Source organism: Dulcicalothrix desertica PCC 7102, from assembly GCF_003991905.1.
GTDB lineage: Bacteria > Cyanobacteriota > Cyanobacteriia > Cyanobacteriales > Nostocaceae > Dulcicalothrix > Dulcicalothrix desertica.
Window position 1 is genome coordinate 386,117 of sequence record NZ_RSCL01000007.1, and the last position, 15,109, is coordinate 401,225.

Consider the following 15,109-nt stretch of genomic DNA (forward strand, 5'->3'; position numbering starts at 1 on the left):
AATATTAAAGTAATATTTATTACGGAGAGTGTGGTTGAATTTGATACTATTATCTACAGCGTGCGCCTGGTAATTACGGAAACAATCAAAAGTATCTAAATGAGTTGGAGAGTTTGTTGTAATATTTTATGAGTATATTGTTTATGTAAGATTACAATGACGCTAAAAATTATTGATAACTTTGACAGCAGCTTTTCATTAGAACCAGATGCAAAGCTAGTATTATTTGAACTACTAAAAAATGAAAGCTTTTTGAGTCAAATATCTAGTGCAATTGCAGATAAATTAAATGGCAATCGCGTCGAATTTACAGAACTATTATTCCAACCAGTTCCCTATACCACAGCTACACCCAAGGGAATGCCTGCGGAATTTGAAAAGTATCATAATTCTGATAATCATTTTATTATTAATGTGCCACCCAATTTTATGTTCAAGGCAAAAATATCTAAGCCTAGCCGTCTTTGTGCTATATATCGAGTAAATACTTAGACTTAGTGGGTGTTTAATTGAACTCTCATTATTTGAGGCGGGCAAGGATGCCCACCCCACAAGACAACCAATCAAGCTGCTGTTGCATGAAGTAAGGCAGGCGCCAGCACTTCGTCAATTTTTCGCAACACATCATCGTTCAACTTTACACCTGATGCAACCGCGTTATCTGCAACTTGTTCAGGACGACTGGCGCCAATAATAGCACAAGATACGCGCGAATCTCTTAACACCCATGCCAAAGCAAGTTGAGCCATCGAAATATTTAAACCCTGAGCAATTGGCTTAAGACTTTGAACTGCACTAAGTACGCGCTCACTAGTAATATCACCCATAAAAGCATTCATTTGGCTATTTGCCGCGCGGGAATCTTGAGGTGGAACTTCTCCTGGTTTATATTTTCCGGTGAGAACACCTTGAGCAAGTGGAGACCAAACTATTTGACCAATACCATTCGCTGCACATAATGGAAATACTTCAGCTTCAGGTTTGCGCCATAACATTGAGTACTGCGGTTGACTTGATACAAATCGCTCCACATTATTCATATTCAATGCCGCTTGAATCTGTGACGGATTCCACTCACTAAACCCAATGTAGCGAGCTTTACCTTGTCTTACAACATTGGTCAACGCTTCCATTGTTTCTTCTAACGGGGTATTTGCGTCATAGCGATGACACTGATACAAATCTACGTAATCTGTGCGTAATCTTTGTAATGATGCATCGATTTGTTTATGTATTTGGGCGCCAGATAATCCTTGGTCAGTAGGAGACATGGGGAAATATACTTTAGTGGCTAGTACATAGGATTTGCGGTCAATACCCTGTAAAACTTCACCCAAAAATGATTCTGCGGCGCCTCGACCGTATACATTAGCAGTATCAATAAAATTAATACCAACATCAAAGGCTTTGTGAATGCAAGCTTCTGCCTGTTGCCGCTCAACACCACCCCCATAAGTCAACCATGACCCTAAACTGATTTCCGAAACATTAAGATCACTATTACCAAGTCGTCTATACTGCATAATACTTTTCTACTTAATTTATTGTTCTACTAATGATGAAGCTTGATTCCAACTACCAGAAAAAACAAACTCATGAATGGGATACTGACTGTTAGCTGATTTATCAATTTTTGTATCATTAGATTTTAGCATAATTTCAGTATCAAAAAGATTATTCGACTGCTACTTCTTTTGGTTTTAAGGATAAATGATATTTACTTGCTCTATCTAAAGGTATATAAAATTAGATTTTTTTAATATTGACTCAGTTTTATTCGCTAGGGTTAAAATATTTTGTAAAGTTTACAATGTTTTACAATTTACATATAAATTATCTTTATTAGCCATTATTTAGTTTTGTAACTAAAATCTGAAACTCTCGCTACGTAAGGCTTACAGAATTTAGATGCGTTTGCCCTGACTACGTTATCGTTTTCCTCTTAGTCCTAACACTAATTTTTACCTCGCTGGAACAGGTAATGGTTTTGTTGACCTTGATGCTTCAGCTCAATTAAATCCCAACTTTGATAGTGGAGCGGTATCACTTTTTGCCCTACGTAACCCCATTGACAATTACAGTGGTGGCGCCAGCGCCGGATTAAGGCACGTGTTTAATGATAATCTGGAACTGAATTGGGGCTATTTGAGTTTAGGAAACAATGCTGGAAAACCGACACCCAAGCACGGTTTATTTAACGGTGTTTATGCTGCTTTGGCTCAAGTAATTATTAGTCCGAGCGATAATTCTAGAATTGGTTTGACGTATATCAATAGCTATAGTCCTTCTTACTATACTGAGGGTGAAGATTTAGAAGAAGCTTTAAATCCTGATTTCATACCCTTTGGTACAAGTACTGGCAATAATCTTTCCAAGACTAACTTCGACAGACCATCAATTTACTTTTTGGCGCTATAATTAACACATTGAATAAAAAGCAATTTACTTATGGTGCCCGTCTCCAACTCGTGGATAATACTTTTGTACTAAAATAGTTATAATATCATCTTAGTAATTTGGGTGCTGAAGCGGAAACCAGACTGTACAGCACACAGCATATTGAGGCATTTAGTGACGAGGAAAGGAAAATAAGAAAAGTGCATGAACAACCACGCTCGCCACAAATTAGACAGCGATAAAACTAAAGAAGAACTCCTTGCTGAATTACAAGCTTTGAGAGTGGAAGTGAATTGTTTACGGCAAAATCATCATATTACTCAAGTGAACCAAGCTGAAATTGCTCTCCAACAGCAATTTGAACAACAGCGCTTGGTAATAAAAATGCAAGAGCGCATTCAAAAATCACTTTTATTAAACGATATTCTTAACACCACGGTAGAAGAGGTACGGCAATTTCTTCAAACTGATCGTGTAATAATTTTTGAGTTTAATCAAAACTGCAATGGAACTGTTGTTGTAGAATCTGTAGCACCACAGTGGAAATCTATATTAGATAAGCAAATTCATGACTCTTGTTTTGGCGCCAATGTCGAAGCTTTTAAACAGGGTTTCGTTGCAGCAAAATCTGATATTTATACTGCTAATATTGACTTTTGTCACCTAGAGTTACTAGCTAACTTTCAAGTCCGTGCAAATCTTGTAGTTCCAATTTTACAAGCTGATAATTTATGGGGATTACTAATTGCTCACCACTGCACGGCGCCGAGATTATGGCAAAATACAGAAATCGAATTATTGCAACAGCTAGCCACACAAGTCGGAATTGCAATTCAACAATCTAATTTGTTTCAACAAGTACAAATTGACTTAATAGAGCGTAAGCGAACTGAAAATGTCTTGCGGCAAAGAGAAGAACAACTAAAACAAGCAAAAGCAGAACTTGAACAACGTGTAGCACAACGAACCGCTGAATTAACTGTCAAAGAAAAAATATTGAGCGATTTTTTAAACGCAGCAGCAGCAGCTGGTATTGGTATAGGCATTCACGACCATCATAAACGTTTTTTAGCAGTTAACCACGCTTTAGCTGATATTAACGGCGCCGCGATTAATGAACATTTAGGTAAAACGATATACGATGTCTTACCATCAATGTTAGCATCTAATGTGGATTCACTTTTTGACCAAGTAATAACAACAGGGCAACCAATATTGAACTTAGAAGTTAAAGGTGAAACTGCTAGTCAACCTGGTATACCACGAGATTGGTTAATCAACTTTTTTCCCACATTTTTAGAAGATGGTTCTGTTAGCGGACTTGGAACCGTTGTGTTTGAAATTACCGAACGTAAACGCGCAGAAAATCTTCTCTATCAACGTCAACAAGAATTTATTGCCTTGGTTGAAAATGCTCCAGATATAATTGCACGTTTTGATAAATATTTACGCTATCTCTATATAAACCCTGCCGTCGAAAAGGAACATGGTATTCCAGCACAGGCTATTATTGGTACAATTTATCGAGAGGAAATAAAAATTGTTGAAACTGATATTAGTATTGAGGCTGAGTTACGCAAAACTTTTGCAACTGGCAAAGAAAGACGTCTTGAGTACCGCTATCAAAGTCCTCAAGGACAAAAATACTACCAGGCACGTTATGTTCCAGAATTTGGTCGCGATGGTAGCGTTGAATCTGTTCTCGTCGTTACTCAAGATATCACCGCAATTAAAAATATCCAAGAAGCATTACGTCATAGCGAACAAGAATTTCGGTCTTTAAGCGAAAGTTCTCCTGTTGGTATTTTTAGAACCAACGCAAATGGAGAATACACTTATACAAATCCACGTTATCACGATATTTGTGACTGTACTTTTGAAGAAACCTTGGGAAATGGTTGGTTAAACCTTTTACATCTAGAAGATAAAGCTGCTGTTATCGCGAAATGGACAAATGCTGTATCTAAGTATAAACATGTAAAGAGCGAAATTCGCTACGTCCGGAAAGATGGTTCTGTTCGCTACTGTCAAGTACAAGCTGCTCCTGTTTTTGATAGTCACGAAAAATTACTGGGACATGTTGGTACATTAGAAGACATTACCGAAAGTCGGGCAATAGCAATCATGAAAAACCAATTTATTTCTATTGTTAGCCATGAACTTCGCACACCATTAACTTCACTACGTGGTTCTTTGGAATTACTTAAAAGTGGCATTTACGACAAAAAGCCAGAAAAAGCTAAACGAATGTTACAAGTTGCCGCCGATAGTGCTGCGCGTTTAGTGCGACTTGTTAGTGATATCCTTGACTTAGAGCGCTTAGAATCTGGTAAATATGAACTAACTAAAGAACGCTGCAATGCCGCAACAATTATGCAGCAATCAGTAGAACTAATGCGGGGAGATGCCGAGCAAAACAATATTACCCTTAATGTTACTCCCCTAGAAGTTGAAGTTTACGCTGCCTGTGATGCCATCGTCCAAATCATAACAAACTTGTTAAGTAATGCTGTAAAATTTTCTGAACCCGGAACAACAGTTTGGGTCGATGCAAAACTGCAAGGAGAATATGTCCTCTTTTCAGTCAAAGACACAGGACGTGGCATTCCACCTGATAAACTAGAAACGATATTTGGACAGTTTCAACAAGTCGATGCATCAGATTCTCGTCAAAAGGGAGGAACTGGTTTGGGTTTAGCCATTTGCCGCAGTATTATCCAACAACATGGATGTCAAATTTGGGCAGAAAGTATTTTAGGTGAAGGCAGTACCTTTTATTTTACATTATCATTAGCTAAGGAAACGTGATATTACATAAGCCAAAAAGTATATAACAATACATTAATTTATGGTGCCAAAACGAGTTTTAGTAATTGACGACGAGGAGTTGATACAAGAAGTTATCCAAGCCAGTTTGGAAGACATCGTTGGTTGGGAAGTATTACTAGCAAGTTCAGGTGCTGAAGGGTTAACTGTTGCTGCTTCTCAATCTCCTGATGTAATTTTGCTTGATGTCTCAATGCCAATTATGGACGGAATTGAAACATTCAAAAAGTTACAGGATGATTCCGCTACACAAACAATTCCTGTGATTTTTTTAACTGCTAAGGTACAGCCTAGTGACAAAGCAATTTTTTCTCAGCTTGGTGTTGCAGGTGTGATTGCCAAACCCTTTGACCCAATGACTTTATACAAAGAAGTATCTGAGATTTTAGGGTGGAAATCATAGAAAAATAAATTATTGGCGCCTGGAATTACTACTACCTAAAGGAGCATATCCAAATGTCTTATTAAACTGACGACACCAAATAGCAACCGATTTAAAATCTGCTAACTTAACATTTTCGGGTATTGCGTAGCGCTGAACACCATTTGTTCTTTGTAAACGAGCAAGCTGCACATAATCTTTTTCTTTGATACCGTCGGGTACTGTTGCATTCCGATGCAAAATAACGTACAAATCTGGACCATTATCAGTTTTAAACTCTTCGTTAAATTCAACAAAGCGTTTTCCATTTTGATTCACAATACGTGCATTTCCTTGAGTTGGATGTTCTGCTGCTCTAAAACTTCCAATTGCCGCACTCGCAGTTTTTGATGTTGTTTCACTCGAAGGCGCCTTTTCTGTATCGGTCTGGTTAGTACTAACGGAAGTCGTACAACTTGCCATTAATACTGCAACGGCGCCAAGAATAGCCAATTTATATTTCATATTCCGCTTGATTTTGTCCCATAACTAAAATTTAAACCTTTTAGGAGATGACGGAACAAATATAAGTTGAGAATTTGCTTAAGTTTTATACTTCTAATTTCAGCTTAATCTCACCCAGTTCTAATAAAACCTTCAACTATATTGGTTATTGTTGGTAATGTGGTGGCTATTACCGTATAAACACTTAAACTATTTATGTGATTATTAATTATTATTAAGATGGATGTAATTTTATAAATTGCGTCAAACCCATTAATAGCAAAGTTTTGGGCAAAACATTTAAATCAAGACTTATAGCAAAATGTCAGTATCGCACTTAAAACCTAAATCTCGATGGACAAGCAGTAGGCAACTGCAAACAGCAACGCTAATGCTAGTTAGCACCTTGATAATTTCGGGGTTAGTGGTCGCTCTCTGGTTTGCTGGTGAACATCGCATTAGTCAAATATTTGAGCAAGTTAATAAATTACAGCAAAACCCACCAATGTGGTTAGAAGCACCAATGGTAACAGGTAAATATTTACTGGCGCCAACAATAGCATTATTTATAGGGGTGATAGCTGTAATGCGGGTTTCTCCACTACCACGCACCTGGTCACGACGTGTTGTAGTAGGTATTGTAATTATATTGACTTTGCGCTACGTCACTTGGCGCAGCTTGTCTACACTCAACCTAGCCAACCCCTTAAACGGTGTCTTTAGCTTAGGACTTTTTGTGTTAGAGATGCTAATGCTAGCTAGCAGCACGATTCAATTATTCTTAATGCTAAACGTTAAAGACCGCAAGCGTGCTGCCGATATAAAATCTCAAGCTGTTATTGATGGCAGCTTTGACCCAACTGTAGACATCTTTATTCCTACCTATTCAGAACCAACATTTATACTAAGACGTACTATTATTGGTTGCCAAGCTCTACATTATCCCAACAAGAAAATATATTTGCTTGATGATACACGGCGTCCAGAAATGGCAGAATTAGCAAAAGAGTTAAAGTGTAATTATATAACCCGACTCGATAACCTTCATGCTAAAGCTGGCAACTTAAACCACGCATTAACAAAAACGGAGGGTGAGTTAATAGTCATATTCGATGCAGACTTTATACCTACCACTAACTTTCTTACTCGTACCGTTGGCTTTTTCCAAGATAGTAACGTTGCACTCGTCCAAACACCGCAAAGCTTTTATAACGCAGACCCAATAGCTCGTAATCTCGGTCTAGAAAACATTTTAACTTCTGAAGAAGAAGTATTCTACCGACAAATTCAACCAATTCGCGATGGCGCAGATAGTGTAGTATGTGCAGGAACATCATTTGTAGTGCGTCGCAGTGCATTACTAGAAACAGGTGGTTTCGTTACAGAATCTTTGAGCGAAGATTATTTTACAGGTATTCGTCTCTCTGCAAATGGATACCGTTTAATTTACTTAGATGAAAAATTGAGTGCAGGTTTAGCAGCAGAAAACATTGCCGCTCATACTACACAAAGACTACGTTGGGCAAGAGGAACACTACAAGCATTTTTTATTACATCAAATCCACTAACGATTCCTGGACTTAGTTTAATTCAAAGACTCGCGCATTTAGAAGGATTACTGCATTGGTTTACTAGTATATCGCGGGTTTATTTTCTCATCATGCCTTTAATGTACTCATTTCTAGGTGTTATTCCCATCAAAGCCACTCTCCCAGAGTTAATGTTCTTTTTCTTACCTTATTATTTAGTAAATTTAGCAGTATTTGCTTGGTTAAATAATCATGCACGTTCTGCTTTACTCTCAGATATATATTCTTTAGTACTGTGTTTTCCCTTAGCACTGACAGTTATTCAGGTAATGCTAAATCCCTTTTCCAAAGGTTTTAAAGTTACACCCAAAGGAACAGTCAACAACAATTATACATTCAATTGGAAACTAGCTCTACCTTTAATCTGTCTATTTATTCTTACAGCCATCAGCTTGTGGCGAAACTTAGGCATGTCTATGATACAAGGAGTATGGGCGCCTGAAGTTGATAACACTGTCAAAGGAATTGGTTTAGGTTGGCTATGGAGTACATATAACCTAATTATGATTGGCATTGCCTTATTAATACTTCTAGATGCACCCAAACCAGATATTTACGAATGGTTTGATTTACGACGAGTCGTTAAATTAACCCTTGATGATAATCAAATATTATGGGGAGTAACAACAATTATTTCAGAAGCAGGCGCCGAAATAGCCCTTACGAAAACTCCCCTTGAGCTACTACCCAACTCCACATTACATCTAGAAATAGCAGAAGAAAACTTACAAATAGGCGCCGAAATCATCCAAACAGGAATTAATAACGAATACCATACTCTCAAAGTCAAATATACATCACTGAGCTTGACACAACATCGGCGCCTCGTCAAAATGTTATTTTGTCGTCCAGGACAATGGAAACGCAATAAAACACCAGGAGAACTTCAATCACTCTTACTAATATTCAGAATACTTCTAAAACCCCGCATCTTCTTTAATAAAAACCTAGAAGTCACCCCAATAGCACTCACCAAACTCTAACATCTCTTGTGGAACAGGCATCCTGCCTGTCTAATTATATTAAAATAAAGTTACAGTTCAACACATGAATTATGACATTTCGCTACCTTGAACTTAACACCTGGCGCCAATTTCAGCATGTAAAGCTAGATTTCCATGATAATCTAACAATCTTGACAGGGGCAAACGGTTCCGGCAAAACTACTATACTTAATATTCTTGGTTATCACTACAACTGGCACGTTAACTTTGTCAGTACTCCTCAACGCGATAAAGTCACTGGCATTATTCGCTACCTATCAGATGCTTTTGCACACAAAAATCAGCAATCGCTTACAACTCATAGTATAGGTCAAATTGCTTACACAAACGGAAGTGTCGCACAACTTCAGGTTCCTGCTGAAACAAATCAACAATACAGTATAAATATAACAAATCAGCAAACTATTTCAGGTCTGCATATTCCGTCACATCGACCCACATATTCTTATCAACCAGTTACTAGCATACCAACTCAGGTTAGAAATAAACAACAAAGTCAAATAACCAAAGAATCATTAATGTCGCTTGCTATATTTGGTACAGGTAATGATTATGTAAAATCAGATGAAAACGCACGGTTAGCTTTTAAAGGGTTCCAAGAAGTTCTTAAAAAAGTACTACCACCGAAACTAGGATTTAAACGCATATCAATTGAAGTTCCAGAGGTGCTATTAGAAACGGACTCTGGAAATTTTTCATTAGATGCAGTATCAGGAGGTGTTGCGTCAATTTTAGATATGGCATGGCGTATTTTTATGTACTCACCAGAGGGTAATAAATTTGTTTGCACAATAGACGAACCAGAAAATCATCTACATCCAGAATTACAGCAATCATTATTACCTAACTTAATCAATGCTTTTGCAAATGTACAGTTTATCATAGCTACGCACAATCCATTTATGATTAGTGCAGTATATGATTCTAATGTATATATTTTAGATTATAACCAAGAACATAAAGTAGAAAGCGAAAAGCTTGAAACAGTTGATAAAGCAGGTACTGCAAATGAAATATTAAGAGATGTTTTAGGTTTACCCTTTACTATACCTTTATGGGCAGAAGCAAAATTAAAATCAATTGTAAATAAATATGCCGAAAAGGGAGTAAGCGAAGAAACTATCGATGAATTAGAAGCAGAATTAGCTGCGGCAGGTTTAGAAAATATAATCGGTAACACCGCTAATTTAGGAAATGTATTCGATTCTTCAAATAACGAAATAGAGAATGATTAAGCTCGATAAACTACAACAGCCAGATATACTTGGTTAAGAGATTTTCTCGGAATCGATCCCCCCTGACCCCCCTTAATAAGGGGGGAATAAAGCAGCTTTTAGCCCCCCTTATTAAGGGGGGTTGGGGGGATTCTTTCCTTAACCGAGCAGTATTGAAACAACATTAGAACATGTAAAATATAATACTTCAAATAAAAAAGAATTGTAGAGACAGCTTTGAGCAGGCGCCTCTACAATTACCATGTATTCGTTTTATACTTGTAGCCAGACAATCAAAAAACTTAAATGTATTCGTTTTGATTAACAGTTGCTGTGTAGGTATCCTTTTGTTCAGAAGAATCGCCGTCTTCGTTACCTTGGCTATCAGCTTCTGTTTCGGGATTTGAGTAAGCTGCGTTTTTAACAGAATCAACTGTATTATAAGCAGCAGTTTTAACAGTGTCAGTAGTATTTTTAACAGTATCATTAACGTTTACTACTGTATTTTTGACTTTATCTACAGAAGCGTTAACAGTGTTATTAACGTCTACCGCTGTATCCTTGATGATATCTCCAACATTTTTTGTTGTATCGCTAACACCAGTTGCCACAGTATTAACAGTTTCACCTATTGCTGCAACTGTTTGGTTAAAACCTTGTGCGGTGTTTCTAACAACGTTAGTTACACCTTGTATTGTTTGACTCAGCTTTTCACCAATTCCTTTTATTGCTAATGTACCAGCAATTGCACCTACTCCGGCGCCAATTAAGCTTCCAATAATAACTTTCGATAACTCATTACTACGTGCATTATTTGCTGTGTCAGTCTCTCCATTCAAGATGTAGGTATTAGAGAGTGTATTTTGTGTTGGTATATTTTGTCTTTCTGGAGGTAATAATGGTTGATTGCTATTCATAACAAGCTCCTCATAAAAAATTATTTTCTTACTCTTGTCTATGCTCTTGTGGAACGGGCATCCTGCCCGTCCAACAAACTAAAATACAGGGTGACTCAAGCCACCCCATATTAAATTCACTTATTCAAAAGCACTACCAGTACGGTTGATTTCTTCTTCTAATGAATCCATATCAATAGAAGCAGAAGCTCTGCGCGCTTCGAGGTCTGAAGTTGGACTTACATAAATAGAGGCAGAACTTGTATCGCTCATTGGACTGCTCATACTGCTTGTTGATTGACCAGCAGTATAACCACTACTGTATTGACTACCTGAAGACTGTTGGGGTTTCTGCGTTTCATACTTAAATGTATCAGTTGCATATTGCACCGACTGATTCAAGTTTTCAGCAGTACTCTGTACATTGTCAGCTCCAGATTTAACTGCTTGGTTAAGACCATCTGCTGTATTTTGCACAGCGTCAGCTCCAGATTTAACTGCTTGGCTAAGACTATCTGCTGTGCCTTGTACAACATCAGCTCCAGCTTTTACTACTTGACCTACACCTTGACTTACACCTTGTGCTGTACTCTGTACTGCATCCATCGTGCCAGCTGCTACTTGTGAAGCGCTATCAGCAACACCTTTTGCTGTATCTACTGCACCACCAACAACTGCTTGGGTTGTACCCTCAGCTAAACTTTGTGCTGCTTGTCCTAAACCTTGACCAGTTTGCACTAAACCAGAACCAATGGTTTTAGCTGCTTCACCAATACCCTTAGCTGCGTGCCCAAAACCTTGAGCAATTCTTTTGCCAGCAAATGCAGCAGCTAAAGACCCTAAAGTACCACCAATAAGTCCACCTAACAATATTCTGCTTAATCCATTATCTTTGTCTTGTCCTGATGTAGCATTCGCTCCCATACTGCCTGAACCAGAATTACCACCTGACTGTTGATTCGACTGACCAGATGATTGGTTGTATTGCTGACTATATGGTTGATTAGGTTGATTAGATTGATTAGGTTGATTAGATTGACTATATTGCTGATTATTATATTGTTGACCGTATCCGCTGCGGCCTTCATAGCCCTGTCTACCTATATCACTGATATTGGCATCGGCGCCTGTTCGACTCTGATAATACTGATTATCACGTTGCTCATTGTTTCGTATGTTATCAACCATATTCTTCGACTCCTTGTAAAGGCAAAATGTGTTTCGATAATGCTAATTTAGCGATTTAAAACAGTATATTAACCTTTCTGTAGACAGAGTATATTATTTTTTTATCTACATCTATAGCGGTAGCATTTAATCAAATTTAACCGCTATCTTCATCGATGATAGCTACTAACACATATTCATACTTTTATTTGAATAAATTATTAATTTTTACATTAAAATTTGTTTAATTAATGTCTTCTTAACCTTCTGTGAATACGACAAAAAACCTCCCTATCGAGAGGTTAATTAGAAACTGTTAACTATAAAGAAACCCGACTTCTAGTGCAAATCTTCATTTTTACACCAAGTCTCGCTGAAGAAACCGGGTTTCTCGGAGTAATTAATAACATTTTCTTACCTAATATCTTGCACCCCTATCTTGCTCCCGAAAATCGCAGCTTGTTAACCAAGTTTTCCTTTATTTTAGGCAAAAAGCTTATCGTTACGTAGCACTGCCCACCTTACTTTGCTATATCAACTAATCTTATCTTGAGTTTCATACGCATACATTTCTGTTAATTTTGACACATTGATTATATCAGCATCACGGTACTTGGTATCAAAATCACTAATTTTATGAGGCGCCATACTGATTTGATTCCCTCCGCCTATCTTCACCTCCTAAGTTAAGAACTAAAACCCTTATAATCATCTTTCTTTAGGATGAGTTAGATTAATATTTAGATTGCTTTCAGCGAGTAATAATTATGTATGTAAGGTCTGCTCAAATGCTTGTAGAGTAAGAGTTATGGACAATATTAAAACATTTGTATAGTTTCCATGTGACTACTTACTTGCACAAATTAAAAATGTGACTATATTCTTGCGTTAAATGTAGGTTAGTAGCTCCAAAAACGAAAACAGAAGCGAATGGCTTATAGTTGCCATAAAACTTATAAATCTAAATCAGAAATACATTACCTTACCTTCGTCAGATTTTTTTCTCATCAGCAAATTATATTGTTTATACAAGTAATACATATAAACTTAACTACGGAGAAACAATTGCAAACCTCGAAACTACTACGGGATATATTACAACGTCACTCAGCAGAACGTATATACTTAAGAGATTTAATTTCTGGGATGAAAGAACGTTCGTTTGCCGGATTATTAATGATTTGTGCATTACCAGAAGCTCTACCATTACCTGTTGCCGGAGTTTCAGCAATTATTGGTATACCGTTAATGATAGTTTCTCTTCAGTTGCTTTTGGGTTTTCGCAAACCTTGGTTGCCAAGTTGGATAGCTAACCGTTCGTTAAAGCGTAAAGATGTTGAAAAGCTTTTCAACAAAATTTTGTCAATTCTTGAAAAATACGAAAGTGTAATTCGTCCACGTTGGAAATTTGTAACTCACCCAAACGCACAACGTTTGCTCGGACTATTACTTCTCATACTGGCTTTTATTATTGCGCTTCCCATTCCTTTCGGGAATATGCTCCCTGCGATTATTATCATTATCATTAGTTTGGGTTTAATTGAGCAAGATGGTATTGTGATAGCTTTCGGTGCGTGTTTATCTTGTATACTCTTCGCTTTTGTCGCATATGCACTACTTACTTTAAGTCAGTTTATCCCAAAATTAAATAGTGGGTTCTTCGCTCGGTAAAAATAATTCTTTCGATATATGAAACGTAAAAATTTAAGTTAGATAATTATAAGTATATATCAAGAAATTATATACAGTCCCGTCAAATTATTAATACTTGTTAAAAAATACGATGAAATTAATAGAAATAATACGTTATAAATGGAACTCCTTTAAAAAGGCATTAAAAACTTCGGCGCCAAGCGAAAAACCCCAGCAATATAAAAAAGCCTCTTTATTTCCTAATGGTAAAGCAAACAAGGCAGCATTGTCACTGGTCATGCGCGGTGTTGCCGAAGTCTTATCACAAAAAATGAACCTACCCTGGAAAGTTGAAGCCAGTAATAATACTTTGAGTTACGAACAAATTAATAGTAGCAAAGGAAAAATTTGTTATTACATCACCGATAACCCAGAAACGCCGCAACCAGATACTTTAGTTGAAGAAACTGCTCTTAACGTTATCGACCAATTCGACCCTAGAGCTTGCGCTATTCATTTAATATACTGTGCCCTTGCTGCAAACCTTGACAAACCTTGGGAACAGACTTTTGTCATTGACGACAAACAGCTACTTGAGTATACAGGACTCGTCAGGCGCCGCGACTTGTGCAAACACGAACAATTGAGCATTTTATATGAACTATTACGTCAACCAGCCCAGATATTAGCTCGTATAGTTTGGCCTAAGCAAGGAAAAGTCGGAGCATTTACAGTTGCAGATTTAAAAATCTGGGATATCACTGTATTAAGAGACTACCAAACCGATAAAGCTGGTAATACTAAGTTAGTTGGTTTAAAAGTAATTGGTAAAGCAGGCGCCTGGGCAAAATACTTTCTCAACAAATCAGAATATCATTACAGTACAGGTGTAATCACCAAAAAAACCGTCCAAAAACTATTTAGCATCGGCAAGCAAAATATTGGCGCCGCAAGAATGTTAGTATGGCTAACCTTCCAAGTACAACCAGGTAAACAAGACAGTGTAATGGGCAAAACCCTAATGGAAATAGCTTATGGCGCCGAAAAAGTATCAATGGTCGAACAAGACAGACAACTTAGACGCTCCTTAGCAGATGACTTTGAAACAGATTTAAAAGTAGTCAAAGATGCAGGTTGGCATGTGGAAGTTAACCAAGGAACAGTCTGGCTAAAAAGTGAACACCCCACTAAAAGACCTATTGGTTATTGGAACGACTTATTAAATACAACATTGCGTATTCAATTACCAACCGACGCACAGGAGTATTTAGCCTTACCAGAAAATCAACATATAGTAAATAATAACGAAGATACTCTCAAACCACCAACAGCAAATGCTATTAGAGAAGCAAGAAAAGCCAAAGGTTGGTCAAGAGCATCTTTTGCTACTAGGATGGGAAAAAGTATATCTTGGGTTGATGCTATAGAGACAGGTCATCGTCAAGTTTCTAAAAAAGACTTACCCAAAATAATTGATGAACTTGAATTAGAATAATTTGGCAAAGAATTGATCCCCCCT

General features: G+C 37.3%; 12 protein-coding genes. 8 read left to right on the top strand and 4 right to left on the bottom strand.

Annotated elements, in window-relative coordinates; translation table 11 throughout:
* Positions 1–156 precede the first annotated feature (156 nt).
* Positions 157–492, top strand: coding sequence for a hypothetical protein (locus DSM106972_RS17350; protein ID WP_127081857.1), 336 nt, complete (start codon positions 157–159; stop codon positions 490–492).
* A gap of 71 nt (positions 493–563) precedes the next feature.
* Here the strand turns inward: DSM106972_RS17350 and DSM106972_RS17355 are convergent, their stop codons facing one another.
* On the bottom strand, positions 564–1,523 hold the full coding sequence (locus DSM106972_RS17355) for an aldo/keto reductase family protein (RefSeq protein ID WP_127081858.1): 960 nt from the start codon (positions 1,521–1,523) through the stop codon (positions 564–566).
* A 586-nt stretch (positions 1,524–2,109) separates the two neighbouring features.
* On the opposite strand from DSM106972_RS17355, the gene DSM106972_RS55365 reads away from it, so the two are divergent.
* From DSM106972_RS55365 to DSM106972_RS17370, 3 genes are all read left to right on the top strand, one after another.
* Positions 2,110–2,418, top strand: a complete 309-nt coding sequence (locus DSM106972_RS55365) for a hypothetical protein (protein WP_325052191.1) — start codon at positions 2,110–2,112, stop codon at positions 2,416–2,418.
* Between the two features lie 183 nt (positions 2,419–2,601).
* A complete protein-coding gene (locus DSM106972_RS17365; RefSeq protein ID WP_127081859.1) occupies positions 2,602–5,205 on the top strand; it encodes a PAS domain-containing protein in 2,604 nt (867 codons plus the stop codon).
* Between the two features lie 40 nt (positions 5,206–5,245).
* Positions 5,246–5,626, top strand: a complete 381-nt coding sequence (locus tag DSM106972_RS17370; protein WP_127081860.1) for a response regulator — start codon at positions 5,246–5,248, stop codon at positions 5,624–5,626.
* A gap of 9 nt (positions 5,627–5,635) precedes the next feature.
* Here the strand turns inward: DSM106972_RS17370 and DSM106972_RS17375 are convergent, their stop codons facing one another.
* The gene (locus DSM106972_RS17375) at positions 5,636–6,109 is read right to left on the bottom strand and encodes a DM13 domain-containing protein (protein WP_127081861.1); all 474 of its coding nucleotides are present in this window, start codon (positions 6,107–6,109) and stop codon (positions 5,636–5,638) included.
* Positions 6,110–6,410: 301 nt separating this feature from the next.
* Between DSM106972_RS17375 and DSM106972_RS17380 the strand changes: the two genes are divergently transcribed.
* Both DSM106972_RS17380 and DSM106972_RS17385 read left to right on the top strand, forming a co-directional pair.
* On the top strand, positions 6,411–8,660 hold the full coding sequence (locus DSM106972_RS17380) for a glycosyltransferase family 2 protein (protein WP_127081862.1): 2,250 nt from the start codon (positions 6,411–6,413) through the stop codon (positions 8,658–8,660).
* A 71-nt stretch (positions 8,661–8,731) separates the two neighbouring features.
* Positions 8,732–9,916 carry an AAA family ATPase gene (locus DSM106972_RS17385; RefSeq protein WP_127081863.1) on the top strand — a complete coding sequence of 395 codons (1,185 nt, stop codon included), beginning with the start codon at positions 8,732–8,734 and terminating at the stop codon, positions 9,914–9,916.
* A gap of 281 nt (positions 9,917–10,197) precedes the next feature.
* On the opposite strand, the gene DSM106972_RS17390 is transcribed toward DSM106972_RS17385, so the two are convergent.
* Together DSM106972_RS17390 and DSM106972_RS17395 are read right to left on the bottom strand one after the other, a co-directional pair.
* Positions 10,198–10,812 (bottom strand): YtxH domain-containing protein, encoded by a 615-nt coding sequence (locus DSM106972_RS17390; RefSeq protein ID WP_127081864.1) that lies wholly within the window; start codon positions 10,810–10,812, stop codon positions 10,198–10,200.
* 120 nt (positions 10,813–10,932) lie between these two features.
* Positions 10,933–11,979, bottom strand: a complete 1,047-nt coding sequence (locus DSM106972_RS17395; protein ID WP_127081865.1) for a hypothetical protein — start codon at positions 11,977–11,979, stop codon at positions 10,933–10,935.
* A 1,044-nt stretch (positions 11,980–13,023) separates the two neighbouring features.
* Here DSM106972_RS17395 and DSM106972_RS17400 point away from each other — a divergent pair.
* Positions 13,024–13,629, top strand: coding sequence for an exopolysaccharide biosynthesis protein (locus DSM106972_RS17400; protein ID WP_170213582.1), 606 nt, complete (start codon positions 13,024–13,026; stop codon positions 13,627–13,629).
* Positions 13,630–13,741: 112 nt separating this feature from the next.
* Positions 13,742–15,085, top strand: a complete 1,344-nt coding sequence (locus DSM106972_RS17405; protein WP_127081866.1) for a helix-turn-helix domain-containing protein — start codon at positions 13,742–13,744, stop codon at positions 15,083–15,085.
* Positions 15,086–15,109: the final 24 nt, after the last annotated feature.

Coding starts and splice junctions, on each gene's coding strand:
- DSM106972_RS17350 (WP_127081857.1), top strand. CDS start 157: ATGACGCTAAAAATTATTGATAACTTTGACAGCAGCTTTTCATTAGAA.
- DSM106972_RS17355 (WP_127081858.1), bottom strand. CDS start 1,523: ATGCAGTATAGACGACTTGGTAATAGTGATCTTAATGTTTCGGAAATC.
- DSM106972_RS17365 (WP_127081859.1), top strand. CDS start 2,602: ATGAACAACCACGCTCGCCACAAATTAGACAGCGATAAAACTAAAGAA.
- DSM106972_RS17370 (WP_127081860.1), top strand. CDS start 5,246: ATGGTGCCAAAACGAGTTTTAGTAATTGACGACGAGGAGTTGATACAA.
- DSM106972_RS17375 (WP_127081861.1), bottom strand. CDS start 6,109: ATGAAATATAAATTGGCTATTCTTGGCGCCGTTGCAGTATTAATGGCA.
- DSM106972_RS17380 (WP_127081862.1), top strand. CDS start 6,411: ATGTCAGTATCGCACTTAAAACCTAAATCTCGATGGACAAGCAGTAGG.
- DSM106972_RS17385 (WP_127081863.1), top strand. CDS start 8,732: ATGACATTTCGCTACCTTGAACTTAACACCTGGCGCCAATTTCAGCAT.
- DSM106972_RS17390 (WP_127081864.1), bottom strand. CDS start 10,812: ATGAATAGCAATCAACCATTATTACCTCCAGAAAGACAAAATATACCA.
- DSM106972_RS17395 (WP_127081865.1), bottom strand. CDS start 11,979: ATGGTTGATAACATACGAAACAATGAGCAACGTGATAATCAGTATTAT.
- DSM106972_RS17405 (WP_127081866.1), top strand. CDS start 13,742: ATGAAATTAATAGAAATAATACGTTATAAATGGAACTCCTTTAAAAAG.